The 25,062-nt window shown below is 71.6% G+C and carries 19 protein-coding genes; 11 read left to right on the top strand and 8 right to left on the bottom strand.

What is annotated here, in order from left to right:
- Window positions 1-112: 112 nt before the first annotated feature.
- The 3 genes from GXW76_RS18515 (at window position 113) to GXW76_RS18505 (ending at window position 2,948) form a co-directional block, all read left to right on the top strand.
- A complete protein-coding gene (locus tag GXW76_RS18515; RefSeq protein ID WP_338150992.1) occupies window positions 113-463 on the top strand; it encodes a DUF983 domain-containing protein in 351 nt (116 codons plus the stop codon).
- Window positions 464-802: 339 nt separating this feature from the next.
- Window positions 803-1,456 carry an SURF1 family protein gene (locus GXW76_RS18510; RefSeq protein WP_246514500.1) on the top strand — a complete coding sequence of 218 codons (654 nt, stop codon included), beginning with the start codon at window positions 803-805 and terminating at the stop codon, window positions 1,454-1,456.
- A 7-nt stretch (window positions 1,457-1,463) separates the two neighbouring features.
- Entirely contained in the window at window positions 1,464-2,948 is a 1,485-nt protein-coding gene (locus GXW76_RS18505; protein ID WP_211863577.1) for a carboxypeptidase M32, read from the top strand.
- Between the two features lie 18 nt (window positions 2,949-2,966).
- Here the strand turns inward: GXW76_RS18505 and GXW76_RS18500 are convergent, their stop codons facing one another.
- Complete coding sequence (locus GXW76_RS18500; protein ID WP_211863576.1) at window positions 2,967-3,842, bottom strand: WcbI family polysaccharide biosynthesis putative acetyltransferase; 876 nt, start codon at window positions 3,840-3,842, stop codon at window positions 2,967-2,969.
- 240 nt (window positions 3,843-4,082) lie between these two features.
- Here GXW76_RS18500 and thrC point away from each other — a divergent pair, with 240 nt between their 5' ends.
- From thrC to rfaE1, 4 genes are all read left to right on the top strand, one after another.
- Entirely contained in the window at window positions 4,083-5,483 is a 1,401-nt protein-coding gene (gene thrC / locus GXW76_RS18495; protein WP_211863575.1) for a threonine synthase, read from the top strand.
- Between the two features lie 250 nt (window positions 5,484-5,733).
- Window positions 5,734-7,005, top strand: coding sequence for a M16 family metallopeptidase (locus GXW76_RS18490; protein WP_272876099.1), 1,272 nt, complete (start codon window positions 5,734-5,736; stop codon window positions 7,003-7,005).
- Window positions 7,006-7,165: 160 nt separating this feature from the next.
- Window positions 7,166-8,491: a TldD/PmbA family protein gene (locus GXW76_RS18485; RefSeq protein ID WP_211863574.1), complete on the top strand. Its 1,326-nt coding sequence runs from the start codon at window positions 7,166-7,168 to the stop codon at window positions 8,489-8,491.
- A 598-nt stretch (window positions 8,492-9,089) separates the two neighbouring features.
- Window positions 9,090-10,550, top strand: a complete 1,461-nt coding sequence (gene rfaE1, locus GXW76_RS18480; protein WP_211863587.1) for a D-glycero-beta-D-manno-heptose-7-phosphate kinase — start codon at window positions 9,090-9,092, stop codon at window positions 10,548-10,550.
- 104 nt (window positions 10,551-10,654) lie between these two features.
- Here the strand turns inward: rfaE1 and GXW76_RS18475 are convergent, their stop codons facing one another.
- The 3 genes from GXW76_RS18475 to GXW76_RS18465 form a co-directional block, all read right to left on the bottom strand.
- Window positions 10,655-11,116: an MmcB family DNA repair protein gene (locus GXW76_RS18475; RefSeq protein ID WP_211863573.1), complete on the bottom strand. Its 462-nt coding sequence runs from the start codon at window positions 11,114-11,116 to the stop codon at window positions 10,655-10,657.
- A 103-nt stretch (window positions 11,117-11,219) separates the two neighbouring features.
- On the bottom strand, window positions 11,220-15,554 hold the full coding sequence (locus GXW76_RS18470) for a choice-of-anchor I family protein (protein ID WP_211863572.1): 4,335 nt from the start codon (window positions 15,552-15,554) through the stop codon (window positions 11,220-11,222).
- Window positions 15,555-15,828: 274 nt separating this feature from the next.
- Window positions 15,829-16,662, bottom strand: coding sequence for an SDR family NAD(P)-dependent oxidoreductase (locus tag GXW76_RS18465; RefSeq protein ID WP_211863571.1), 834 nt, complete (start codon window positions 16,660-16,662; stop codon window positions 15,829-15,831).
- A 111-nt stretch (window positions 16,663-16,773) separates the two neighbouring features.
- On the opposite strand from GXW76_RS18465, the gene GXW76_RS18460 reads away from it, so the two are divergent.
- Together GXW76_RS18460 and GXW76_RS18455 are read left to right on the top strand one after the other, a co-directional pair.
- Complete coding sequence (locus GXW76_RS18460; protein ID WP_246514499.1) at window positions 16,774-17,877, top strand: PQQ-dependent sugar dehydrogenase; 1,104 nt, start codon at window positions 16,774-16,776, stop codon at window positions 17,875-17,877.
- A 167-nt stretch (window positions 17,878-18,044) separates the two neighbouring features.
- Complete coding sequence (locus tag GXW76_RS18455) at window positions 18,045-18,905, top strand: isocitrate lyase/PEP mutase family protein (RefSeq protein ID WP_211863570.1); 861 nt, start codon at window positions 18,045-18,047, stop codon at window positions 18,903-18,905.
- A 102-nt stretch (window positions 18,906-19,007) separates the two neighbouring features.
- Here the strand turns inward: GXW76_RS18455 and GXW76_RS18450 are convergent, their stop codons facing one another.
- The 4 genes from GXW76_RS18450 to GXW76_RS18435 form a co-directional block, all read right to left on the bottom strand.
- Entirely contained in the window at window positions 19,008-19,811 is an 804-nt protein-coding gene (locus GXW76_RS18450; RefSeq protein WP_211863569.1) for a crotonase/enoyl-CoA hydratase family protein, read from the bottom strand.
- Window positions 19,808-20,893 carry an acyl-CoA dehydrogenase family protein gene (locus GXW76_RS18445; protein WP_211863568.1) on the bottom strand — a complete coding sequence of 362 codons (1,086 nt, stop codon included), beginning with the start codon at window positions 20,891-20,893 and terminating at the stop codon, window positions 19,808-19,810. The genes GXW76_RS18450 and GXW76_RS18445 overlap by 4 nt, the downstream gene beginning before the upstream one ends.
- Complete coding sequence (locus tag GXW76_RS18440; protein ID WP_211863567.1) at window positions 20,893-22,032, bottom strand: acyl-CoA dehydrogenase family protein; 1,140 nt, start codon at window positions 22,030-22,032, stop codon at window positions 20,893-20,895. The genes GXW76_RS18445 and GXW76_RS18440 overlap by 1 nt, the downstream gene beginning before the upstream one ends.
- Before the next feature lie 230 nt (window positions 22,033-22,262).
- On the bottom strand, window positions 22,263-23,471 hold the full coding sequence (locus GXW76_RS18435; protein WP_211863566.1) for a CaiB/BaiF CoA transferase family protein: 1,209 nt from the start codon (window positions 23,469-23,471) through the stop codon (window positions 22,263-22,265).
- Between the two features lie 117 nt (window positions 23,472-23,588).
- Here GXW76_RS18435 and GXW76_RS18430 point away from each other — a divergent pair, with 117 nt between their 5' ends.
- Window positions 23,589-24,566, top strand: a complete 978-nt coding sequence (locus GXW76_RS18430; protein WP_211863565.1) for a Bug family tripartite tricarboxylate transporter substrate binding protein — start codon at window positions 23,589-23,591, stop codon at window positions 24,564-24,566.
- Window positions 24,567-24,612: 46 nt separating this feature from the next.
- Window positions 24,613-25,062: lysozyme inhibitor LprI family protein (locus tag GXW76_RS18425; protein WP_211863564.1), on the top strand; the 450-nt coding region annotated here is incomplete at its 3' end.

The raw sequence follows: 25,062 nt of genomic DNA, 5'->3' as shown, positions 1-25,062 counted from the left end.
CAGCTCGATCCAGTCGTGCATCCGGCCGGGCCCTTGGGCCCGGCCGCTTTCGTTCAGAACGGGCGGCTGCTGCCGGGCGAGCCTCCCGGCGGCCTGGGCATGGAGGTTTCCGGTGGCTGATGGCGCTTCCCTCGTGACCGCGATCCTGCTTGGCCGCTGCCCGCGCTGCGGCAAGGGCGCGCTGTTCCGCGGCGTGCTCGACGTGCGCGACACCTGCGAGTCCTGCGGCCTCGATCTCCGCTCGCACGACGCCGGTGACGGGCCGGCGGTGGCGGGCATCTTCGTCATCGGCGCGGTCACGGTGGGCCTGGCGCTCTGGGTCGATACGCGCTTCGAGCCGCCGCTCTGGGTCCATGCCGTGCTGTGGCCGGCGATGGTGCTGCCGTTCTCGGTCGTGGCGATGCGTGTGGCCAAGGCGGCGCTCGTCGCGCTGCAATGGCGGCATCGGCACGGTGCGACCTGACGTCGGCAGGCCGGTCGCGAGAGGTTCCATGAAGCGCAATCCCGACACCGCCCCGGCCGCAGCCGATGGCTCCGTCGTGGTTCGTTTCCCCGGAGGTTGGCGGCCGTCCGGCCACCCGGGCTCAAACCCGGCGATGGGTGGGCCGGGCTGGATGCCGTCCGTGGCAAGGCGGTGCCGGCGCCTGCCGACAGGGCGGGGGTCGTGACGGTCGTGTCCTGGCCGGCGCCTGCGGCAGCGACTCGGGTGGCGGCGGCTCAGCCTCGTCGCCCTGGCCCTTCCGGCCGGAAGCGCCAGCCCCTATAGCCCGCCGCCATGGCCACCCCCCGCGGCGCGCGCCGGTTGCTCCTGCCCCTCCTTGTCACGCTGTCGGCTCTGGCGGTGCTGCTCGGCCTCGGCACCTGGCAGGCCAAGCGCCTCGCCTGGAAGAACGACATCCTCGCCCGCATCGCCGCGGCCGAGGCCGGGCCCGCCACACCGCTCGCCGGTCGCCCGGAGCCTTTCGCCAAGGTCGAGGCCACCGGCCGCTTCGACCATGCCCACGAAGCCCTGCTCGGCCTGGAACTTCGCGGCACCACGCTCGGCGCGCGGCTGTTGACGCCGCTGCTGCGCGACGGTGCTCCGCCCCTGTTGGTCGATCGCGGCTGGGTGCCGTTGCAGCGCAGCGCGCCGGTGGACCGGCCGGAAGGCACCGTCAGCGTCGCCGGCTGGATCAGGCCCGGCGAGACCGCCGGGTTCTTCTCCGCGCGGGACGACGTGCCGGGGCGGCACTTCCAGACCCTCGACCCGGCGGCGATCGGCGCGGCGCTGGGCGTGCCGGGCCTCGCCCCCTTCGCCCTGGTGGCGCTGGGGGAGGCGCGCGGCCTGCCCGAACCCGACCGCGCGCTGCCCCGCCCCACCAACAATCATCTGGGTTATGCCGTCACCTGGTATGGCCTCGCGGCCGCGCTGGCCGGGGTCTTCCTCGTCTGGGCGCGGCGGCGGCTGAAGGATTGAGAGGGACATGCACAACGCCGCCTATGACCGCCTGAAGGCCCGCTTCGCGCGCATCGCCGCGCTGGGTGAGGCGGCCGCCATGCTGCACTGGGACGCCTCGACCATGATGCCGCCGGGCGGCGGCGAATCGCGGGGCGAGCAACTCGCCGCCCTGGCCGGCCTGGCGCATGAACTGCTCACCGCGCCGGTGGTCGAGGAGGATCTCGAGATCGCCCGCCCCGAGGGCGAGTGGGAACAGGCCAACCTGGCGCTGATGGAACGCGCCCATGCCCGCGCGACCGCGCTGCCGACGGAACTCGTGGAAGCGACCACGCGCGCCAATTCGGCCTGCGAGAAGATCTGGCGCGAGGCCAAGGCGCGCGCCGACTTCGCCCTGGTCCGCCCGGCCCTGGCCGAGGTGGTCCGCCTCCAGCGCGAACAGGCCCAGGCGCTCGGTGCCGCGCTGTCCATGGACCCCTATGACGCGCTGATGGAAGGCTACCAGCGCGGCATCACCGCCGCCGATGTCGAGCCGGTCTTCGCCGCCTACGAGGCCTTCCTCGCCGAGGCCCTGCCGCGTGCCGAGGCGATCCAGGCCGCGCGGCCCCCTGCCACCCCGCTGCCCGGGCCCTTCCCGGTGGAGGTGCAGCGCAGCCTCTGCCGCCGCCTCTCGGAGCGCATCGGGCTCGACTACGAGCACGCGCGGCTCGACGAATCCCTGCATCCCTTCTGCGGCGGCACGCCGGCCGATGTGCGCCTGACCACCTTCTACGACGAGCACGATCTCTCCAAGGCGCTGCTCGGCGTGGTGCACGAGACCGGCCACGCCCTGTACGAGCGCGGCCTCCCCGCCGCCTGGGCGCGCCAGCCCGTGGGTGATGCCGCCGGCATGGCGGCGCATGAATCCCAGTCGCTGATCGTCGAGATGCAGACCTGCCGCTCGGACGCCTTCCTGGGCTTCCTCGGGGGCGAGTTGCGTGCGGCCTTCGGCGGCCCGGCCGCGCCCTATGCCGCGGAGAACCTGGCCCGGCTGTGGCGGCACGTGGAGCGCGGCTTCATCCGCGTCGATGCCGACGAGATCACCTATCCCGCCCATGTCATCCTGCGCTTCCGGCTGGAACGCGCGTTGATCGGCGGCACGCTCGAGGTTGCCGACCTGCCCGGCGCCTGGAACGAGGCGATGCGGAAGATGCTCGGCATCACGCCCCCGGACGACGCCAGGGGCTGCCTGCAGGACATCCATTGGCACGACGGCGCGTTCGGCTATTTCCCTTCCTACACCCTGGGCGCGATGGCGGCGGCGCAGCTGATGAAGGCGGCGCGCGTCGCCGAGCCGGGCCTCGATTCTGCGCTGGCGGAAGGTGACATGGCGCCGCTGCTGTCCTGGCTGCGGACGAATGTCCACGCCAAGGGGTCCTTCCTCGGCTTCCAGGACCTGCTGCGGGCGGCGACGGGCAAGCCGCTCGATCCGCAGGACTTCACGGATCACCTGCGGGCGCGCTACCTTGCCTGACGGTTGCGCCGCACCCCGTCAGCCTGGCGGAAGCGCATCGAGCGCATCATAGACGCGGTAGAACGCTTCGGTGAGCTGGGCTGCGTCGTAGGTCTGCGTGCCGCTGTACCGAACCCGGCCGGCTGCCGCCTCGATGACACTGACGCCGCGATAGGCCGCGCCGGCGTCCGGCGCCATGCCGTAGCGGCGAAGGATGGCCGGATAGGCCGGCAGATCGATCTGGTCGAGCGCCGTCGGCAGCGGTCCCGCCGTGCCGGGGTCGAAATCCAGCCGCGCCGCCTGGGCGAGACGCATCGCCATCCAGAGGAGCAGCAGGTTGGACGGATGGTTCGGCGTGTGGAAATGCCGGCCGCTGCGCATGATGCGCCTGATGACGTCGCTGATGACGACGTCGGTGTCCTTCTCCCGCGCCCGGATCTGTTCGAGGGCGATGGCGAAGGGGTCGGGGGCGGCAGCCAGGAGTTCCTCGCCGTCCAGGCGGACCGCTGCCGTGGCGGCCGTGTCGCCTCGGCGGTATGCGTCGAGCACCTGGCCGATGTGGTAGTCGCCGAGCGGCCCGCCGATCGGCTGGAGGCCATCGGTCAGGAGATGCCGGACATCCGGCGCATAGCCGCCGAAATAAAGGTTCGGGAAGGTGACCACGCGGCCCGGGAAGCGTTTCGCCAGGGCCGTGGTGCTGAGGCCGGGGATGCCGCGGGCATCGGTGAAGTGGTGGGTGACCCGCTGGCAAAGGACGACATCCGCCCGAGCCAGCCGCGCCAGCGCCTCCGGCTCATCGGCCGGGCCGAGCAGGTGGATCTCCCGTATCGCCTCCACATGGAGCCGCGGGCTGCCCCGCCGCAGCGCTTCGGCGATCAGCGGCACCTGGCAATTCCCCAGCAGGGCGATGTGCATCGGGCGGGTTCCTGCGGGGCCTGTCGGTGCGGCTCCGGACGCTTGGGGATGCTGGCGTCCTGACTTCCGAAGTCCTGCGGACTTGGGGTCCAGGCCACCAGGCTTTGTCTTCAGTGGCCTGCCGTTCCGCTCCCGTCGCCGGCGAACGGGGTGGGCAGGACACTAGGAAAGGCGGCTCCGGCGCGCAATGCGGCGGATGCCCCTCGCCGCGTGCCGGCTGGGTCTGTATCACTCCGTCCCATGCGCTACGTCTCCACCCGCGGGCAGGCCGCCCCGCGCGACTTCGAATCCGTCCTGCTGGCGGGGCTTGCCGAGGATGGCGGGCTCTTCGTGCCGGAGGAATGGCCGGTGCTCTCCACCGCCGAGTGGCGGGCGATGCGCGGACTGGATTATCCGGCCCTCGCCGCGCGGATCATCGGCCTGTTCGGCGCCTCCGGCCTGCCGCTGGAGGCGATGTGCCGCGACGCCTATGCGGGCTTCGGCCATCCGGCGGTGGTGCCGCTGGTGCAGATCGACCACCGGACCTTTGCGCTCGAGCTGTTCCACGGCCCGACGCTCGCCTTCAAGGACATGGCGCTGCAACTGCTCGGGCGCATGTTCGACCACGTGCTGGAAAAGCGCGGGGAGCGGGTGACGATCGTGGGCGCGACCTCGGGCGACACGGGTTCCGCCGCCATCGAGGCCTGCCGCGACCGCTCGGCCGTGGACATCGTGATCCTGCACCCGGAGAACCGCACCTCGGAGGTGCAGCGCCGGCAGATGACGACGGTGCTGGCGCCGAACGTGAAGAACATCGCGGTCCAGGGCGACTTCGACGCCTGCCAGGACCTGGTGAAGGCGATGTTCAACGACGCGCCGTTCCGGGCCGAGATGCGGCTCTCGGCCGTGAACTCCATCAACTGGGCGCGCATCGCGGCGCAGGTGCCGTACTACGCCGCGGCGGCGCTCGCGCTGGGCGCGCCGGATCGCGACATCGCGGTCAGCGTACCCACCGGCAATTTCGGCAATGTGCTCGCGGCCTGGGTGGCGCGGCGGATGGGGCTGCCGATCAGCCACTTCATAATCGGCTCCAACCGCAACGACATCCTGGCGCGCTTCCTCGCCGCCAACGACATGAGCGCGCAGCCGGTCGAGCCCTCCCTCTCGCCGTCCATGGACATCCAGGTCTCGTCGAACTTCGAGCGGCTGCTCTTCGAACTGCTCGGCCGCGACGCCAGGGCGACGGCGGAGGCCATGACGCGCTTCCGGACCGAGGGACGCATGCCCGTGCCGGATGCGGCCTGGCGGCAGGCGACCTCGCTGTTCCGCGGCTTCACCCTGGACGATGCCGGGACGCTGAAGGAGATCCGGCACCTCTGGACCGCGGCGGGCTACCTCGCGGACCCGCACACGGCGGTGGGCACCGCGGCGGCGCGGGCGCTGGCGCCGCAGGACAAGGCCATCCCGGTGGTGGTCGCCGCCACGGCGCATCCGGCGAAGTTCCCGGATGCGGTGGAACGCGCGACGGGCCTGCGCCCGCCGCTGCCCGCGCGGCTCGCGGACCTTTATCAGCGGGAGGAACGCTTCGTGGTCCTGCCGAACGAACTCGACAAGATCGAGACGGCGGTGCGCGCCCACGCCCGCCGCAACGCCGAGGGCTGAGAGACCGCTTGAGAATGCGCCGGATGGCACATTCTCAAGTCCGGCACGGCCCGCTCCCGGCCACCCATCCAGGATACTGTCGTTGGGTGGCCGGGCGGGGATGCGGGCCGGCGCAGGCATTCCCAAACGGTCTCCGAGGCCACGGCCAGGGGGGCGCGGCCCGAAGGTGCGGCCAGCCCCCATGCACAAGCGTGGGGGACGGGCTACATAGGGCGTGATACCCGACGACCAAACCGCCAGGACCCCGCCCTTGCCCCAGAACGATGCCGTCCGCGTCACCCGCCTGCCCAGTGGCCTGACTGTCGTCTCCGAGACCATGCCGCGCGTCGAGACCGTCTCGGTCGGCGCCTATGTGGCGGCCGGCACGCGGCACGAGGCGCCGGAGGTGAACGGCGTCTCCCACTTCCTCGAGCACATGGCCTTCAAGGGGACGGCGCGGCGCGACGCGGCGGCGATCTCACGCGAGATCGAGAACGTGGGCGGGCACCTCAATGCCTACACCGCGCGCGAGCAGACCGCCTTCTACGCCAAGGTGCTGAAGGAGGACACGGCGCTCGCCGTGGACATCATCGGCGACATCCTGACGCATTCCACCTTCGTGCCCGAGGAAATCGAGCGCGAGCGCGGCGTGATCCTGCAGGAGATCGGCCAGGCCAACGACACGCCCGACGACATCGTCTTCGACCATTTCCAGGAGACGGCGTACCCGTCGCAGGCGATGGGCCGCCCCGTCCTCGGCACCGAGGGCACGATCAAGGCAATGAGCCGCGATGCGCTGACCGGCTACATGCGCACCCATTACGGGCCGGAGGCGATGGTCGTCGCCGCCGCCGGCGCGGTGGAGCACGATGCGTTGCTCGCCCTGGTGCAGCAGCACTTCGCCGACCTGCCGCAGACCGCGGCGAACACGCCCGAGCCGTCGCGCTACGGCGGCGGAGAATTCCGCGAGGGGCGCGACCTCGACCAGGTCCACATCGTGCTCGGCTTCCCGTCGGTGAAGCATGGCGACCCGATGCACTACCCGACGCAGCTTCTGTCCACGCTGCTCGGCGGCGGCATGTCGTCGCGACTGTTCCAGGAAATCCGGGAAAAGCGCGGGCTGGTCTATTCGATCTACTCCTTCGCCTCGCCCTTCCGGGATCACGGGCTGTTCCAGATCTACGCGGGCACCGGTGAGAAGGAAGCGGGCGAACTGATGCCCGTGACGATCGAGGCGTTGTGCGCGGTGCAGCGCGACGTGACGGAGGAGGAACTCGCCCGCGCCAAGGCGCAGCTCCGCGCGTCGCTGCTGATGTCGCTGGAAAGCACGGGCAGCCGCTGCGAACAGCTCGCGCGGCAGCTCCAGGTCTTTGGCCGCGTCATCCCGGTCGAGGAAACCAAGGCGAAGATCGCGGCCGTCACCGTGGAGCAGGTGCAGCAGGCGGCGGCGGCGATGTTCCGCGCGCGTCCGACGCTGGCGGCGATGGGGCCGGCGGAGCATGTGCCGTCGGTGGACGCGATCATGGAGAAGCTGGCGGCGTGAGGCGGGGGGAGAAGGGAACTTCTCCCTCCGGACCCCCCTCAACCTTCTTTGTCGCTTGGGAACCGACTTCCGCTGTCAGTTCCCAAGAAGACAAGGAAGGGAGGGGGATAGGGGGAGGTTCTCCTCCCCCGACCTTCATCCCGCCCAAGGGGAATCACGGATGGACCGTCTCGCCGCCCTTCAGGATCTCATCGCCGCCGCGAGGCGTGCCGGCGCCGATGCCGCCGATGCGCTGCTCGTCGCCTCCGCCTCGCTCTCCGTGAAGCGGCGTCTTGGCCAGATCGAGCAGCTCGAGCGTTCCGAGGGCTTCGACCTCGGCCTTCGGGTCTTCATCGGCCAGCGCCAGGCGATCGTCTCCTCCACCGATCCCGATCCGAAGGGCTTCGTGGCCCTGGCGGAGCGCGCCGTCGCCATGGCGCGCGTGGTGCCGGAGGACCCCTTCGCCGGCCTGCCGCAGGCCGTGGCCACCCCGCCGCGCGACCTCGACCTGACCGACACGGCGGAACCCTCCGCCGAGGAACTGCTCGCCCGCGCCGCGGCGGCCGAGGAGGCGGCGCTCGCGGTCCCCGGCGTGACGAACAGCGAAGGCGCGGATGCCGGCTGGGGCCGGTACGACATCGCGCTGGCCGGCTCCAACGGCTTCGCCGGGACCTATGCGCGGACCTCCCATTCCATCATGGCCACCGCCCTGGCCGGGTCGGGCACGAGGATGGAGCGGGACTATGACTGGTCCTCGGCCGTGCATCTCGGGGATCTCGACGATCCGGTGGCCATCGGCCGGCGTGCGGGGGAACAGGCGGTGCGCCGGCTCAACCCGACGCGGCCGAAGACCGCGCGCATCCCGGTGGTCTTCGATCCGCGGGTGGCGGGCAGCCTGCTCGGCCACCTGGTAGGCGCCATCAACGGGGCGGCGGTGGCGCGCGGGACGTCGTTCCTGAAGGACCGCATGGGGCAGCAGGTGCTCGCGGCCGGGCTGACGGTGCGGGACGACCCGCTGCGCCGGCGCGGGCTGCGATCCCGCCCCTTCGACGGGGAGGGGATGCCCGGCGAGGGCCGCGCCATCGTCGAGAACGGCGTGCTGACCACCTGGCTGCTGGACTGGCGCTCGGCGCGGCAGCTCGGCCTGGCCTCCACCGGCCATGCCAGCCGCGGCACGGGCGGCCCGCCGGGGCCGGGGCCGACCAATCTGTGGCTCGAGCCCGGCCCGCTGACCCCGGCGGAACTGATGGCCGACATCGCGGAAGGGCTCTACGTCACCGAGATGATCGGCATGGGCGTGAACGGCGTGACCGGCGACTACAGCCGCGGCGCGGCGGGCTACATGATCCGCAACGGCCAATTGGCCGAGCCGGTCAGCGAGGTGACGATCGCCGGGAACCTGAAGGACATGTTCCTGAACCTGACCCCCGCCGACGACCTGCAGTTCCGCCGTGGGACGGACAGCCCGACGGTGCGGGTGGAGGGGCTGACTCTCGCCGGGGCGTAAGCCTTCGGCGAGGCGCGCTGCCCCGGGGCCGGGGGCGCAAACGCCCGTCACCCCCTGACCGCCGACATCACCGCGGCCTGACACCCCCACCGGATACGTCGGCCCGAGGCCCTGCCTCCGGACGGGAGCGCGAACGCCCGTCACCCCCTGACCGCCGACATCACGGCGGCCTGACACCCCCGCCGGACACGTCGGCCCGAGGCCCTGCCTCCGGACGGGAGCGCGAACGCCCGTCGCCCCCAGACCGTCGACGCCACGGCGGCCCGACGGCCCGACGGACACTTCGGCCCGAGGCCCTGCCTCCGGCCGGGAGCGCGAACGCCCGTCGCCCCCCAGACCGTCGACGCCACGGCGGCCCGACCCCCCCCCCGGGACACGTCGGCCCGAGGCCTTGCCTCGGGCCGGGAGCGCGAATGCGCGACCGCGCGCGACTGCCCGTCGCCCCCGGAATGCCCCGCACGCGCGAAGCCAAGGCGGCCGGATGGCCGCCGCCCGGCGTCTGAGGGCACATAAAGACTCTTCCGTTACCTTGCGTCGCAACAGGGGGCTGGGCTAGGGCTTCCGCATGGTAGGCCCCGCCTTCGACGCCGACCGGCCGATGCCGGAACCGCCCGTCGCCGACCTCGTCGCTGCCGTACGTGCGCTTCGCCGCGCCTCCGTGCTGGTGGTCGGCGATGCCATGCTTGATCGCTACGTCTATGGCGTGGTCCGCCGCATCAGCCCCGAGGCCCCCGTGCCCGTGCTGGCGGTGGAACGCGAGGTCGCCATGCCCGGCGGCGCCGGCAACGTGGTGCGCAACCTCACGGCACTCGGCGCCGCGGTCGCCTTCGTCTCGGTGGTCGGGGACGACCAGGCGGGCAGCGACCTGACGGGCCTGATCGGCGGCCAGCCGGGCGTCGAGCCCTGGCTGCTGGTGCAGGGCGGCCGCCACACCACCACCAAGACGCGCTTCATCGCCAGCGGCCAGCACATGCTGCGCGCGGACCAGGAGGTGGTGCAGGGCATCCATCCGCGCCTCGCCGACCGCATGGTGAAGATCGCCGGCGATGCCGTGGCCGCGACGACCGTGCTGGTGCTCTCCGACTACGGCAAGGGCGTGCTGGACGGCGAGACCGCCAGGCGCCTGATCGACGCCGCCCACGCCGCCGGCCGCCCGGTGGTGGTGGACCCCAAGGGGCGCGACTATTCGCGTTACGACGGGGCCGACATCGTCACGCCGAACCGTGCCGAGCTCGCGGAAGCGACCGGCATGCCGGTGGACAGTGAGGAGGCGATCCTCGCCGCCATGCGCGCGCTCAAGGCCGCGCACCGCTTCGGCGCCGTGCTGGTGACGCGCAGCGAGGACGGGATGACGCTGCTCGACGGCGAGCATGTCCACCACTTCCCCGCCGAGGCCGCGGAGGTCCACGACGTCTCCGGCGCCGGGGACACGGTGGTGGCGACGCTGTCGGCCGGGCTGGCTGCAGGGCTGGGGCTGCCGGTGGCCGCGCGGCTGGCGAACATCGCGGCCGGCATCGTGGTCGGCAAGGTCGGCACGGCGGTGGCGCGTGAGGAGGAGTTGCTCGAGGCCCTGACGCCCGAGCGCGGCGCGCTGCGCAAGGTGATGTCGCGCTCCGCGGCCATCGAGCAGGTGGAACGCTGGCGCCGCCGCGGCTGGCGCATCGGCTTCACCAATGGCTGCTTCGACCTGCTGCACCCCGGGCATGTCCACCTGCTGGAGCAGGCGCGGTCCTGGTGCGACCGGCTGGTCGTCGGGCTCAACACGGATGCGAGCGTGAAGCGGCTGAAGGGCGCGGCGCGGCCGATCCAGTCGGAGGCGGCACGGGCAGCCGTCCTGGCCTCGCTTGCCACGGTGGACTGCGTCGCGCTGTTCGACGAGGACACGCCGGTCGAACTGATCCGCGTCATCCGGCCCGATGTGCTGGTGAAGGGCGCGGACTACACGGTGGACCAGGTGGTCGGCGGGGAGATCGTGCTCGACTACGGCGGGCAGGTGAAACTCGCCGAGTTGCTGCCGGGCAATTCCACCACGGCGACGGTGGCGCGCATCCGGGGCTGACCCCGGCGCGCGAGAGTGGCTTCCACTTCGGTGGAAGCCACTCTCGCCATGTTTGAGCGAGCATCTTCACCCGATCAGGTGATTCCACCTGATCGGGATCTGCTCTAATCCACCCGCAGGGCGGCGCGCAGTTCCGCGGCGCCGGCCGGATCCGAGAGCGCCGCGAGCCGCCCGCCGGCCAGCATCGCGTAGCGGTGCAGCAGGGAGCGCCGCCGCGCCGGGGCCAGCCGGTGCTCCGGCGCTTCCCGCAGCAGGGCCGCGTCGCGATCCTCCGCCACCACGAGGCCGGCGTCCTCCGGCAGCAGTTCCTGCGGGAAATCCAGGTCCACGGCGAAGTAGAGCCGGTCGCACCAGGCGCGGTAGTCCGGCCATTTGCCGTCCGACAGGAAGTCCCGCGCGCAGGACTTCACTTCCAGGATCGCGAAATCGCCGGTCGGCAGCAGGGCGAGGATGTCGGCCCGGCGGCCGTCGGGCAGCCGCACCTGCTCGACCGGCGCCCAGCCGCGCAGGGCGCAGAACCGCGCTGCGGCACGGGTGACGGAGAGGGTGCGGGCAGGGGCGTCCATGCGCGATGTTCGCGCTTCGTTCAAGAAAGGACAAGGGCGGCCGCCCCGCTACCCTTGTCTCCTCCGGCAGGGCAGGCGGGCCATCCCCGCCTGCCCCTTCGGCTCACGCGAGGAACAGCGCGTCGGGATCGCTGGTCCGGAAGTCGAACAGGGTGATGGACCCGCCATCGTCGAGGTCGATGACCGTGTCCAGCGTCGCGGCGCCGCCGAAATGGCCGGTGCGGAAGCCGAGCACGCCGACGCCCTCCTCCAGCAGGATCCGATCCATCGGGCGGAAATCGGTGACCACGTCGTGGCCGCCGCCAGGGCCGAAGACGAAGAGGTCGGCGCCGAAGCCGCCGCTCAGCACGTCGTCGCCCGCGCCGCCGAGGATGGTGTCGGCGCCCATCTCGCCCAGGATGGTGTCGGCACCCGCCCCGCCCAGCAGGCTGTCATTGCCGGCGCCGCCCAGCAGCAGGTCGTTGCCTTCGCCGCCGGTCACGGTGTCGTTGCCGTAGCCGGCGAGCAGGATGTCGTCGCCATTGCCGCCATCCAGCAGGTCATGGAGATAACCGCCGTCGAGCGTGTCGTTGCCGTCGCCGCCGAGCAGCGTGTCGCGGCCCAGCCCGCCCGAGAGCGAGTCGTCCCCCGCTCCGCCGTCCAGCGCGTCGGCGTAGTAGCCGCCGTCGAGCGTGTCGTTCCCCTCGCCGCCGAGCAGGCTGTCCTCGCCCACATCGCCGATGATGAGGTCGTTGCCGGCCCCGCCGAGCGCGGTGTCGTTGCCGTGGCCGGTCAGCAGCACGTCGTCGCCGGCGCCGCCGTCGATCAGGTCATGCTGGTAGCCCGCATCCACGGTGTCGTTGCCGTCGCCGGCGAGCACCGTGTCGTGGCCGTTGCCCGAGTGGATGCTGTCGGCCCCGCCGCCGGCGTCGATGCTGTCGGCCCCGATGTCGCTCGTGAGGGTGTCGTTGCCGAGCCCGCCGAGGATGGTGTCGTTGCCGAAGCCGCCCGTCAGCACGTCGTCGCCCGCCGTGCCTTCCAGGAGATCGCGACCGGTGAGCGTGATGCCCTCGAAGACGGTGTCCACGACGCGCTTGTTCAGGTCCTGCACGCGTTCGTCGCCGGTCGCGGGCGTGTCCGCCTCGTCGAAGGCGGTCGCGGGCGTGGCGTGGTTCGCCGCCATGTGGTCCTTCATCGCCTGCTGCTCGCCCAGCGCATTCGCGGGGGCGACGGCGACGAAGTCCAGGCTCTCGTCGAGCGCGGGCCCGAGCGTGCCATCGGCGAGGAGGTAGCGGAAGTTCTCGCCGTTCACCTTGACCGGGTAGCCGTCGCCGTTGTTGGCGAGGAAGTTCAGCGTCACCATCGAGATGCTGGCCGGCGCGTCGGCGCTGACGACGCCGTCTTCGACCAGGCGGGCGATGACCGTCCCATTCGCGTCCACCACCGCGAGGTTGACCACGCGGGACCCGGGGGCGTTGTCCGGATCGTAGGAGACGCTGAGGCCGCCGATCTGCGGATAGCGGCCCTGGTTGCCGAGCGACGCGACGCCGTGCTCGAGGATCGCCTTCAGCCCGGCCGCCGTGGTGTCGAACACCATCAGCTTGTTGTCGAAGCGCAGCGCGTTCTCGATGTCGAGGGTCGAGACGGCGCCTTTCGGCTTGTTCGCCTCGGGGTTGGCGAGCGGCGGCTCCTTCTCCCCGGTGACGACGTCGATGGCGCCGATCTGCGCGCGGATGCCGCCGGCGTTCTTGAGCGAGCCGACCAGCACCCCGCCGCCGAGCGCCACCTGCGCCACATGCAGGTTCGCATCGGCGGTGATGTTGCCGAGGTTGGTCTCCTGGTTGCGGACCTGGTTGCGCTCGCCTTCCAGGTAGACGTTGCTGTAGCCCCAGATCTCGCCGTCCTTGGCGTTGATCACGGCCTGCACCGTCCCGGTGATGTCGGCGACCCGGTCGCCCTTGGTGCCTTCGGCGAAGGCGGTGGTGGCGAGGTCGGCCTCGCTCACGCCCCAGGCCGCGGCGACGTTCGCCGTGGTGGCGGCGTAGGCGCCGTTGACCGACGCGTCGAGGCTGTCGGCGATGATCCGGCCCTCGGCGTCGAACTCGACGACCAGGCGGCCGAGATAGGTGTACTCGTTGTCGGTGTTGACGATCAGCGTGGTGCCGCCGTCCGCGCCGTTGGCAAGGATCGGGTAGGTGTTGGCGAAGTCCGGCGCATGGCCGGGGAAGGCCACGGCGCCGTCGTCGGCGTCGCCCAGGCGGGTGTTGGAACCGGCCGCGAGGATGATGTCCACGCCCTTCAGCAGCGGCGCGAGTTCCTGCTCGAAGGTGATCTGCTGGAGGTGCGCCATCAACACGATCTTGTTGACGCCCTGCGCGGTCAGGTCGTCGATGACCGGCTGCAGCTGCGCGGCGAGCATGGCCATGTCGTTGGCCTCGCTGCCGTCGCCGGCGAAGCCCGCCACCTCGACGCCGCCGGCCGAGGAGAGGGATTCGAGCAGCTGGGTCGTCACGCCGACGAGGCCGACGAGTTCATTGCCCTTCTGCACCACGGCCGAGGGGACGATGCGGCCGGCGAGGTTCGCGGCGTTCTCGAGCCCCGCGGTCGCCGTCGTGTCGGTGAAGCGGCCGGAGAGCGCGCCGTCGGCCGCGAAGTTCAGGTTTGCCGTCAGGTAGGGGAAGGCGGCGTCGGCCACGGCGTCGGCGAAAGCGTTGGTGCCGAGGTCGAATTCATGGTTGCCGACGGTGGAGGCCTCGACGCCGATCCGGTTGTGGATCTCGATGTCGGCCGCGCCCGGATTGTTGCCGCGGCTGTGCGTCGCGGCGACCGAGGGATCGGTGCCCGCCGCGAGGAAGGGCCCGGGGATGTAGTTGTCGCCGCCCGAGAGGATCAGCGTATTGGCGTAGTCGTCGTCGAAGGCATCGACCAGCGCGGCCAGGTTCGGCGCCGTCCGCGAGGCGAGCAGCCCGGCCTCGCCGTCCGAGAAGTGCAGCAGTTGCAGCGTGAAGGTGGCGTTGATCTCGTAGAGGCTGGTGGTGGCGCTGCCCTCGTTCGGCGCGATGAGCAGCGGCGTGCCCGTCGGTGAATCCGCGGCGGGGACGAAGGTGATCACCTCCGGCGCGTCGTCTCCGGGGGTGGAGAAGAAGCCGGTGAAGGTGAACTTGTCCGGGGCGTCGATGCGGAAGGAGGCGACGCCGTCGGCGCGCTCCAGCCCGACGAAGAGGTAGGTCTCGCCGTTGATGCTGCCGATCGACAGGCTCTCCGGCTCGACGCCCTTGTTGTCGTCGCGATCCTCGTCGTAGTTGGCAGGGAAATGCGTCGCGACCAGCGTGTCGAGCAGGTTGCCGCTGTCATGGACCAGCGTGCCGTCCGTGTTCCACACGCTGAAGGATCGGCCGCCGAAGACGTAGAGATGGTCGTAGTCGCCATCCCCATCCGTGTCGCCCATGGTCTTGGTAACGGTGAGCCGGCCGAGCTGCGCATTGACCGTGGCATCCGGGAAGGCGGTCGGGTCGAGGAGGAGGCTGGTAACCCGCACTTCCTCGTTGAAGCCCGGCCAGTCGGCGCGGGAGTCGCCCTCGTTCGCCGTGATCAGGTAGGTGGTGCCGCCGATGTCCACGGCCTTGATCGCATCCGGCAGGTACATGCCGTAGACGTTGTCGAAGGTCGTCGGCGCGAAGACATTGTCCCGGTCATTCACCGAGATCTCGTTGCCCGCGAGCGAATGGTCCTTGAAGCCGAGGGCGAGGATGTCCGTGAAGGTCGCGCTCGGGATGTCGAGGACGCCGATCGCATTGGCCTCCTGCAGCGTCACATAGGCCTTGGTGGGATCGTTCGGATCGATCGCGATGTATTCGGGCTCGAGGTCCTGCGCGACGGTCGCGCCGGGCCCATAGATCCGCACACCGTCGGCGAGCAGCGCGGCCTTGGCGGATTCGAAGGCGGTGAAGCCGGCGGTCGCGACGACGCCGGTCGCGACGTCGATGATGCTGACCGAACCCTCGGGGTCGATGCTGTCCACCAGGCCGTAGGAGTTTGGCTCGCCTTCATTGGCGGTCAGCAGCTTCGTGCCGTCCGGGGTGAAGGTGATCTGGTCGGGCTGGGCACCGACGATGACGGGGGCATAGCGCTCGGTGAGCGTGACGGTGTCGCCGCTGCGCGTGACGTCGATGACGAGCACGGTGCCGGCGCCGGTCTTCGCGAGGCCTTCCAGCGCGACGGCGAGGACGCCGTCATGCACGGCGACGCTGTTGATATGCCCAATGGCGCCGGTGTCGAAGCTGTCGAGGATCGCGCCGCTGATCGGGTCGATGATGTCGAGGCCGCCCGGCGCGACAACGAAGAGCAGGCCCGTCGTCGGGTCATAGGCCGTGACTTCGGCGTTGAGGGCTGCCGACCCATTCGCCGCCGCATGGGCGACGGTGAAGGCAGTGGTGGCGCTGAGTTGGGTTCCCGACACGGGCGCATCTCCGGCTGTAAAACTTTACGTGACCGGATAAGGGCGAGGCCCCGCCCTCGCCCGCCTGTGGCGGTGTCATTGGCGTTAAAGAATTCTTACGCCTCGCCGATGCCGTCGATATGGCTCGTGCGGGGTAGGGCAGATCCCGATCAGGTGGACTCACCTGATCGGGTGAAGATGCTCGCAAGAACAAAGGCCTGGAGCGGTGTTCGTGAGCCGAGGCGAACGGAAACCGCTCTAGGTGGGGCACGCATCGCGCGCGCCCCGGCCACCGTTATCGCGTCAGCCCGGACGGCTTCGGCGTCGCGCCCACATTCCCGGCCGAGCGCCCGGCATCGACCGGCAGCGTGACGCCGGTGATCCAGCGCGCGGCGGGTGAGGCGAGGAAGCAGGCCGCCTCCGCCACGTCCCAGGCACTGCCCTCGACCTTCAGCATCCCTGCGGTGGCGCGGTGCTCGCGCAGTTCCTCCGACATGCCGCGGGAGGCGACCATCGGCGTGTAGACGTAGCCGGGCGCCACCGCGTTCACGCGGATCAGGTCGCCGCCATGATGCGCGGCCATGGCGCGGGTCATCTGCACGATGGCGCCCTTGGTGGTGGCGTAGGCCAGGCCCGGATGCCCGCCCTGCAGGCCGGCGACAGAGGCGAGGTTCACGATCGCGCCGGCGCCCTGCCTGCGCATCTCGGGCACGGCGTATTTCGCCATCAGCATCACCGACTTCACGTTGACCTGCATGGCGTGGTCCCAGGCGGTCTCGTCCACCACGGTGGCGTCGCCGGGCGGGCCGCTGATGCCGACATTGTTCACCAGGATGTCGACGCGGCCCCAGAGGCGCATGGCCTCGGCGACCGCGCGCTGGCAGTCGGACGGCTTCGCCACGTCGCAGACGGCGGCGGCGCAGGTGCCGCCCTCTGCTCGGATCATCTCCTCCGTGCCGTGCAGCCAGGCGCGCTCCACGTCGAGCAGCAGCACGCGCGCGCCGCGGCGGGCGAGCAGCACCGAGATCGCGCGGCCATTGCCGATGGTGGTGGTGCCGGTGCCGGGATCGCGCGATCCGGCCCCGGTGACGATGGCGACGCGCCCGTCGAAGCGGGTGTTGTCCTGCATGGTTCGCTTCCTCCTGTAAGGAGAAGCCTGCACCGGCGAGGCGGGGCCGCAAAGGGCAGGGCGGTTGCGCACCGGGCGGGTCGGGGCCAAGTCCCGCGCATGATGCGCCGCATGCTGATCGCTCTCCTGCTCCTGACCACGCCGGCCGTTGCGCAGGAGCAGCCCATCGCTTCCGAGCGCGCGACCTTCCGCGTCTCGGTCTTCGCGAGCGGACTCGAGCATCCCTGGGGCGCGACCTTCCTTCCGGATGGCTCGATGCTGGTGACGGAGCGGCCGGGCCGGCTGCGGCGGATTACGCCGGACGGCCGTGTCTCGGCGCCGCTCGCCGGCGTGCCGCAGGTCGAACAGGGCGGCCAGGGCGGGCTGCTCGACATTGCGCTGGCGCCGGATTTCGAGCGCACGCGGGATGTCTTCCTGTGCCAGGCCGCGGCGGCGGAAGGCGGTGCGCTGACCCGGCTGGTGACGGCGCGGCTATCGCCCGGCGCGGACGGGCTGACCGGGCTGCGGCGCGTGCTGGACGCGGCGCCGGCCCAGGCCAGTGGGCGGCTGCATTTCGGCTGCCGCATCGCGTTCGGGCGCGACGGGCATCTCTATCTCTCGACGGGCGAGCGCAACGAGCGCGCCCGCGCCCAGCGGCTGGGCGACCTGGCGGGCAAGGTGATCCGCCTGACGCGCGACGGACGCGTGCCGGCGGACAATCCCTTCGCCGGCCAGGCGGGGGCGCGGCCGGAGATCTGGTCCTACGGCCACCGCAATCCGCAGGGGCTGGCCGTGAACCCCTGGACCGGCAGCCTCTGGGAGGCCGAGTTCGGCCCGCGCGGCGGGGATGAGATCAACGTCATCCGCCGCGGGGCCAATCATGGCTGGCCCGTGGTCAGCCATGGTCGCGAATACTGGGGGCCGCGCATTTCCCGTGAAACATCGGCGCCGGGGATGGAGGATCCCATCCATGTCTGGGTGCCCTCGGTGAGTCCCTCGGGCATCGCCTTCTACGACGGCGCGGCCTTTCCGGGCTGGCGCGGCAGCCTGTTCGTCGCCGCGCTCAGCACGCCGGGGCTGGTGCGGCTGACCACCGAGGGCGACCGGGTGACGGCGGAGGAACGGCTGCTCTGGGGCGGGACGCGGCTGCGCCATGTGGTGGTGGGGCCGGACGGCCGGGTCTATCTGCTGACCGACGAGGACCAGGGGAAGGTGTTGCGGCTCGATCCGGCTTGACCGCCGGCACATTGGCGGGGCGGCGGGTGCGGGCCATGCTGGCGGCAGCGCCGGAGCGGTTTCCGTTTGCCCGGGCTCACGAACACCTTCGTTTTTACGAGCATCCTCACCCGACCAGGTGAGTCCACCTGATCGGGATTTGCTCCAGGACACATGGAAACGCCCGCATGACAGCAGCCGATCGCCTTCGAGGCCGCCTCGCCCGGGGCGGCATCCTCTCCGCGCCGGGTGCTCCCGATGCGCTGGCCGCGCGGCTGATCGAGCGCGCCGGCTTCGAGGCGATCTACATGACCGGCTTCGGCGCGACGGCGGCGAGGCTGGGGCGGCCGGACATCGGGCTGCTGACGCAGACGGAGATGACGACCCATGCGCGCGACATGGCGCGCGCGGTCTCCATCCCGATCATCGCCGATGCGGACACCGGCTATGGCGGCCCGGCGAACATCGCGCGGACGATGGAGGAATACGCCCAGGCCGGCGTCGCCGCGATCCATCTGGAAGACCAGGTGGCGCCGAAGCGGTGCGGGCAACTCGCGGGCATCAGGCTGATCCCGGCGGAGGAGGCGGCGCGGCGGCTGCGCTGCGCCGTGGCGTCACGCGCGCCGGGCGGGCCGCTGGTGATCGGCCGCACCGACGCCATGCCCGCGATGGGGCCCGAGGAAGCGGTGCGCCGCGCGCTGATGTACCGCGACGCCGGCGTGGACCTGGTATTCGTGGACGGCATCAAGCGCATCGCGGAGGTCGAGCATGTCGCGCGCCATGTGCCTGGCCCGAAGGTCGTCAGCATCGTGGACGGCAACGAGACCACGGCGCTGACGGCGCAGGCATTGGAGCAGATGGGCTTTTCCGTCGTGCTCTACGCCGTGACGGCGTTGTTCGCCGCGGCGAAGGCCATGGCGGATGCATTGGCCGTGCTGCAGCGCGACGGCACGCCTGCCGCGGCCGCCGGGGCGTTGATGGGCTATGCGGAGTTCAGCGACTTGGTGGATCTGCCGCGCTTCCAGCGGCTGGACGAGGATTACGGCTGACCGGAGGGGCGCTGCCCCTCGCGCCGGGCCCGAGGAATGGTTTCCAAAGGCCTTTCGGCCTTTGGCGGGGAGGTCTGGAGGGGCGGAGCCCCTCCAGACGCGTCAGCGCCCCTCGAAATGCGGCGCGCGCTTTTCCAGCATGGAATCGACCGCTTCCCGATGATCGCGCGTCCCATGCGCGAGCGCCTGGTAGGCTGCCGACATCTCGAGCAGCGTGGACAGGCGCATGTGCTGGCTCTCGCGCAGCAGGCGCTTGGTCAGGCGCACGGCCTGGGGCGGGTTCACGGCGATGCGGTGCGCCATGTCCCGCGCGGCCGGCAGCAGATCGTCCGGCGCCACCACCTTGGAAACCAGGCCGCAGGCCAGCGCCTCGGCCGGGTTGATGGCATCGCCGGTCAGCGACATCTCGAGCGCCTTCGACATGCCGACGACCTTCGGCAGCAGGTAGGCGCCGCCGTCGCCCGGCACGATGCCGACCTTCACGAAGGATTCCGCGAAGCGCGCGGTCTCGGACGCGATGCGGATGTCGCACATGCAGGCGAGGTCGAGCCCGGCCCCGATCGCCGGCCCGTTGATGGCCGCGATGGTCGGGATGTCCATCTCGTACAGCGCGAGCGGGATCATCTGGATGCCGAAGCGGTAGGAATCCCGCATCTCGGCGCCGGTCTCGCCCCTGGTGATGCCGGTGCGGTCGCGCATGCCCTTGAGGTCACCGCCGGCGCAGAAGGCGGAGCCCGCGCCGGTCACGATCACCACGCGCGCGGAGCCGTCGCGGTTCAGGGCGCGGCAGGCATCGGCGACCTCGGCGCATTCCTCGGCGGAGGAGATCGCGTTGCGCTTCTCCGGCCGGTTCAGCGTGAGGGTGACGACATGGCCGTCGCGCTCGATCTTCAGGAAACCGGTCATGCGGAAGTGTCCTCGTCGCGGGAAGTCAGGAAGGTCCAGAGATGGCCGCCGGCCTGGGTCGCGCCGGCAGGCGCGCCGTGCACAAGCGCACCGGCGGGCGCGCCGTGCACAAGCACGCCGGCAGGCGCGCCCTGCACAAGCGCCCCGATGCGTGCGGACCAGAAGCGTTCGGAACCGCCGTCGTCGCGCCAGGACCAGAGGCGGCGCGTGAGGTGATGGAGCGCGTGCTCCTCCGTGATGCCCATGGCGGCGAGCACCTGGTGGGCGATGGCCGCGCCCTTCGCGGCGGCTTCGCCGGCGGTGACCTTGGCGCAGCCGATCTCGAAGGCGGCGGCGGCGAGGCCGCGCCGGTCGGCGGCGCGCGCGGCGGCGGCGGCGGCAACGGAAGCGGCCGAGGTTTCCGCCGCGAAGACGGCGAGCTGCTGCTGCACGGCCTGGAAGCGGCCAATCGGGCGGCCGAACTGCTTGCGGGTGTTGGCGTGCTCCACGGCGAGCGCCAGGGCCGCGGACATGGCGCCGGCGATCAGCGCGGCGCGCACCAGCGCCGTCAGCAGCAGCGCGGCTTCACCGCCCCAGGCGTTGGGCAGCGTGCCTTCGGCGATCGGCGCGCCAATGACGGCGGCGGCGTCGCGCGGTTCGCGGCCGATATTCGTGCCCGCGGTCCAGCGCAGCGCGGCGGCGGGGTAGAGCGCGATGCGCGCACCATCCACCAGCGCGACATGCGCGGCGTGCCGGCCCCAGGGCACCGGCGCGCCGGCAGCGGCGAAGGTCAGCGCGCCGTCCGGCGGCATGATCCCGGCGGCGGAGAGCAGCGCTGCGGCGGCGATGCCTTCCGCCAGCGGCACGGGCGCGCCCGCGCGGCCCAGGGCTTCCAGCAGAGGCATCGCATCCTGGAAGCCGAGGCCCGCGCCGCCCTGTTCTTCCGGCACCAGCGCCGTGGCGAGCCCGAGCCCGTCCAGCGCCTTCCAGGCGGCGTCCGGGAAGGCGCCCGATTCCAGCGCGCGCAGCGTGTCCACGCCGGTGGCGTCGGCCAGTGCGCGCGTGACCTGTTCCGCGAGTTCCGCGGCGATTCCCGTATCCATCAGCGGAGCCCCAGTTCGCGCGCGATGATGCCGCGCATGATCTCCCGCGTGCCGCCACGCAGGGAGAAGGTCGGCGTGATCTGCGTCAGGTAGTCGTGCATGCGGCGCATGTCTTCGGGCATGGCCTCGACATCCATCATCTCGCGCATCCTGTGCGGCAGCGCCTGCTCGAAATCATTGCCGAGGTCCTTCACCAGCGCGGCCTGCCGCACCGGATCGGTGCCGTCCTGCAGCATGCCGGCGACGGCGGTGGACATGGCGCGCAGCGTCCAGAGCCGCGCCACCTGCCTGCCGAGCGCGGGCGCCGCCGTGGCATCGTCCTTCAGCGCATCGAGCGAGGCTTCGAGCAGCGGATGCGAGGACAGGTAGCGGTCCGGCCCGCTGCGCTCGAAGGCGAGTTCGCTGGTGGATTGCGCCCAGCCGGCGCCTTCCTGCCCGACCAGCGCGTCCTCCGGCAGCATCACGTCGTCGAAGGTGATCTCGTTGAAACCCTCCTCGCCGACCAGGTCGCGGATCGGCCGGATGGTGACGCCCGGCGCCTTCAGGTCGACCAGCACCTGCGACAGGCCCTGGTGCCTGGACCCGCCTTCGGGCGCGGGGGAGGTCCGCACCAGCGCGATCATCCAGTCGCAGAGATGGCCGAAGGTGGTCCAGATCTTCCGGCCGTTGAGCTTCCAGCCGCCATCCACCTTGTCGGCGCGCGTGCGCAGGCTGGCGAGATCCGACCCTGAATCGGGTTCGGACAGCCCGATGCAGAAGGCGTATTCGCCCGTCACGATCCTCGGCAGGAACTTTGCCCGCTGCGCCTCCGTGCCAAGGCGCAGGATCAGCGGCCCGGACTGGCGGTCGCCGATCCAGTGCGCGCCGACCGGCGCGCCGGCTGCGAGCATTTCCTCCAGCACGATGTTGCGATCGAGGAAGCTGCGCTCCCCGCCGCCGTACCGCTTTGGCCAGCACATGCCGATCCAGCCCTTGGCGCCGACCGCGCGGGTGAAGTCGCGGTCGAAGCCCATCCAGGAGCGCGCGCGCACTTCCGGCGTCCAGCGGTGCTCGTGCTCCGCGATGAAGGCGCGAACGTCCGCGCGCAGGGCGCTTGCGCCGGGCGGCGGGTCGCGCAGGTCGAAACGAAGGCCTGTCATCGGGCGTCTCCTCTGGTTCCGATCCTGTCGGGGATCGGTCCCGTCCTCAATGCCCCGGCGGAGCCGGGCAGCGGCTGTGGCGCATGACCACCGCCGCGATGTCGGCGGCAGTGGGGATCATTCGCCGGGCGTACGCGCACGCGGGGCTGGCGGGGCGGTCGCGTGCAAGACCAAGGTGATACGGGCGGCAGCGACCTTCGGCCCCGTGCCAGCAATCGCTGCCGCCCGTATCAGACGATCCCGGCCGCCTTCGCCGCCGCGATCTCCGCCGGGTCCATGCCGGCGAAATCCGCGAGCACGTCCTCGGTATCGCCCCCGGGTGCCGGGATGCCGCGGCGGTATTCCGCGGGCGTCGCCGAAAGATGCAGCGGCGAGCCCGCCACGCGCACCGTCCCGCCGGCATGGTGCGGGATCTCGCGGATCAGGCCGCGTGCCTGAAGATGCGGGTCGGCCTCGACATCCGCCGCTGTGTTGATCGGGCCGGAAGTGATCTTCGCCGTTTCCAGCTTCGCGAGCCATTCCGCGCGCGGGCGCGTCTTCAGCAGCGTGCGCATCCGGTCGAGCAGCGCCGCGCGATGCTCGGCGCGGTCGCGCGCGCGCCGGAAGCGCGGATCGTCCGACCATTCGGGATGGCCGAGCGCCGCGGCGAGCCGCACGAATTCCCGGTCGTTCAGCACCCCGATCACGAATTTCGCGTCCGAGCCTTCGAAGACGCCATAGGGCACGGCGACCGGGCTGTCGTTGCCGCTGCGCGGGAACAGCCGGCCCGCATTCAGCCAGGACGACATCGGCGCCTGCATGAGCGAGGCCATGGTCTCGAAGAGGTTCACGTCGATGTACTGGCCCTCGCCGGTCGCATCGCGGTGCCGCAGCGCGGCGAGGATGGAGACGCAGGCCGCGAAGCCGGTGAACATGTCGGCCACCGGCACGCCGACGCGCTGCGGCCCGCCGCCGGGCATCCCGTCGGCCTCGCCCGTCACCTCCATCAGCCCGGCCATGGCCTGGGCGACGAAGTCGTAGCCCGAGCGACCGGAATACGGGCCGGACTGGCCGAAGCCGGTGACGGAGCAATAGACCAGGCGCGGGTTGATCGCGCGCAGGTCATCCCAGCCGAGGCCGTAGCGCGCGAGCGTGCCGGGGCGGAAATTCTCGATCAGCACGTCGGCGTTGGCGACCATGCGCTTCAGGATCGCCGCGCCTTCGGGCCTGGCGAAGTCCACCGCGACGGATCGCTTGTTGCGGTTCAGCGAGACGAAATAGGTGCTGTCCTCGCTGCCCTTCACGAAGGGCGGGCCGAGGGCGCGCAGGTCGTCGCCGTCGCCCCGGCGCTCCACCTTGGCGACGTCGGCGCCGAGGTCGCCAAGCATCTGCGCGCAGAGCGGGCCGGCGACCACCCGCGTCAGGTCCACCACGCGCAGGCCATCGAGCGCCCCGGCCATGTTTCCTCCTCATGCACAGCGCGTGCAGGGTGGCCCAGGACGGGCGGCCGGAAAAGCCCGGCTGGCGCAGGGCGGGTGTGCGCGGCAGGATGACGGCAACGAAACGGAGGGAACGTCATGGAACGCAGGGTCTTCCTGGTGGCGGGTTCGGCCGCCCTGCTGGCCGCGCCGGCGGTGCGCGGCCAGGAACGCTTCCCCGCGCGCGCGGTGCGGGTGGTGGTGCCCTTCGCGCCCGGCGGGCCGACCGACGTCTTCGCCAGGCGCTTCGTGGACAGGCTTCAGCGCGCCCTCGGCCAGACGGTGGTGATCGAGAACAAGGCCGGCGCGGGCGGCATGATCGGCGCGCAGGACGTCGCGCGGTCGCGGCCGGACGGGTATTCGCTGATCTTCCATGCCTCCTCTTCGGCGGTGACCAGCCCGCTGGTCTATCGCCGCCCGCTCTATGATCCGGTGAAGGATTTCGAGCAGATCGCGCTGCTCGGCGTGGTGCCCTTCGTGCTGGCGGTGGGGCCGCAGACCGGCGCGCGCACGACCGCGGACCTGGTGGCGAAGCTGCGGGACCAGCCGGGGCGGCTCACCTACGGGTCCTCGGGCGTGGGCACCTCGAACCACCTTTCCGCGGCGCTGTTCCTGGCGCGGGCGGGGGACCTGCGGGCGGAGCACATCCCCTATCGCGGCAGCGGGCCGGCCATCCAGGACCTAGTGGCCGGCACCACGGCCTTCCAGGTGGATACCTTCGGCACGCTGCACGCGCTGCACAAGGACGGGCGCATCCGCATCACCGCGGTGATGCATCCGACGCGCAGCGCGGTGGACCGCGACATCCCGACGCTCGCCGAACAGGGCATCACGGGGGCGGAGGCGAGCACCTTCAACATCCTCGCCGCACCCGCCGGCACGCCGCGGGACGTGCTGGCCGTGCTCTCCGACGCCACGCGGCGCGTCATGGGCGATGCGGAATTCCAGGCCGAACTGCTTTCCATCGGCATCGAGCCGGTGGCGGAGAGCGGGCCGGAACCGACGCTGCGCTTCCTCTCCGACGAGGTCGCGAAGTGGCGCGCCGTGGTCCAGGCGGCGGGTGTGTCGATCGAGTGACCTGCGTGGTGGACGGGGCGGGCCGGGCTGTGCTGCGGTGCGCCCCATGATCCGCCGTCTTGTCCTGCTCGGGCTGCTCGCCCTGCCGCTTCCGGTCTTCGCGCAGACCGGGCCGTCCTTCGACTGCGCCCGCGCCCGCGCCTGGGATGAGCGCAACATCTGCGCCTTCGGCGACCTGGCCGGGCTCGACCGCCAGATCGCCACGGCCTTCCGGACGATCACGGAGCGCGCCTCCGAACAGGACCGCGCGCGGCTGCAGGGCGAGCAGCGCGCCTGGCTTGGCGAGCGCCGCGCCTGCCAGGGGCCGGTGGAGCGTGAGGCCGTATCCTGCCTGAGGCGCGTGATGCGGGTGCGCGCGAGGGATCTCGAGGCCTTGGCGCAGGCGGCGCCCGGGGGCGGCGGGTCTTCCGCCTCGTCTGGAGCCGTGCCGACGGCGAAGCCCGCCGCTGCGCCGACCCCGCCGCCGACCGCGCTGCGGGCGGCCGACTGCGCGGCG

It is taken from the genome of Neoroseomonas soli (assembly GCF_018129065.1).
Lineage (GTDB): Bacteria > Pseudomonadota > Alphaproteobacteria > Acetobacterales > Acetobacteraceae > Neoroseomonas > Neoroseomonas soli.
Note: the sequence above shows the minus strand (reverse complement) of the source record. Positions and strands in the feature narration are given on the sequence as shown.

Bases quoted from the DNA above. Each gene is read 5' to 3' on its own strand.
- GXW76_RS18500 (WP_211863576.1), bottom strand. From the start codon at position 3,842: ATGCACATCGCCCTGCTGGGGAATTGCCAGGTGCCGCTGATCGCCGAA.
- GXW76_RS18440 (WP_211863567.1), bottom strand. From the start codon at position 22,032: ATGACAGGCCTTCGTTTCGACCTGCGCGACCCGCCGCCCGGCGCAAGC.
- GXW76_RS18460 (WP_246514499.1), top strand. From the start codon at position 16,774: ATGCTGATCGCTCTCCTGCTCCTGACCACGCCGGCCGTTGCGCAGGAG.
- GXW76_RS18430 (WP_211863565.1), top strand. From the start codon at position 23,589: ATGGAACGCAGGGTCTTCCTGGTGGCGGGTTCGGCCGCCCTGCTGGCC.
- GXW76_RS18475 (WP_211863573.1), bottom strand. From the start codon at position 11,116: ATGGACGCCCCTGCCCGCACCCTCTCCGTCACCCGTGCCGCAGCGCGG.
- GXW76_RS18435 (WP_211863566.1), bottom strand. From the start codon at position 23,471: ATGGCCGGGGCGCTCGATGGCCTGCGCGTGGTGGACCTGACGCGGGTG.
- GXW76_RS18505 (WP_211863577.1), top strand. From the start codon at position 1,464: ATGCACAACGCCGCCTATGACCGCCTGAAGGCCCGCTTCGCGCGCATC.
- GXW76_RS18445 (WP_211863568.1), bottom strand. From the start codon at position 20,893: ATGGATACGGGAATCGCCGCGGAACTCGCGGAACAGGTCACGCGCGCA.
- rfaE1 (WP_211863587.1), top strand. From the start codon at position 9,090: ATGCCGGAACCGCCCGTCGCCGACCTCGTCGCTGCCGTACGTGCGCTT.
- GXW76_RS18455 (WP_211863570.1), top strand. From the start codon at position 18,045: ATGACAGCAGCCGATCGCCTTCGAGGCCGCCTCGCCCGGGGCGGCATC.
- GXW76_RS18465 (WP_211863571.1), bottom strand. From the start codon at position 16,662: ATGCAGGACAACACCCGCTTCGACGGGCGCGTCGCCATCGTCACCGGG.
- GXW76_RS18485 (WP_211863574.1), top strand. From the start codon at position 7,166: ATGGACCGTCTCGCCGCCCTTCAGGATCTCATCGCCGCCGCGAGGCGT.
- thrC (WP_211863575.1), top strand. From the start codon at position 4,083: ATGCGCTACGTCTCCACCCGCGGGCAGGCCGCCCCGCGCGACTTCGAA.
- GXW76_RS18450 (WP_211863569.1), bottom strand. From the start codon at position 19,811: ATGACCGGTTTCCTGAAGATCGAGCGCGACGGCCATGTCGTCACCCTC.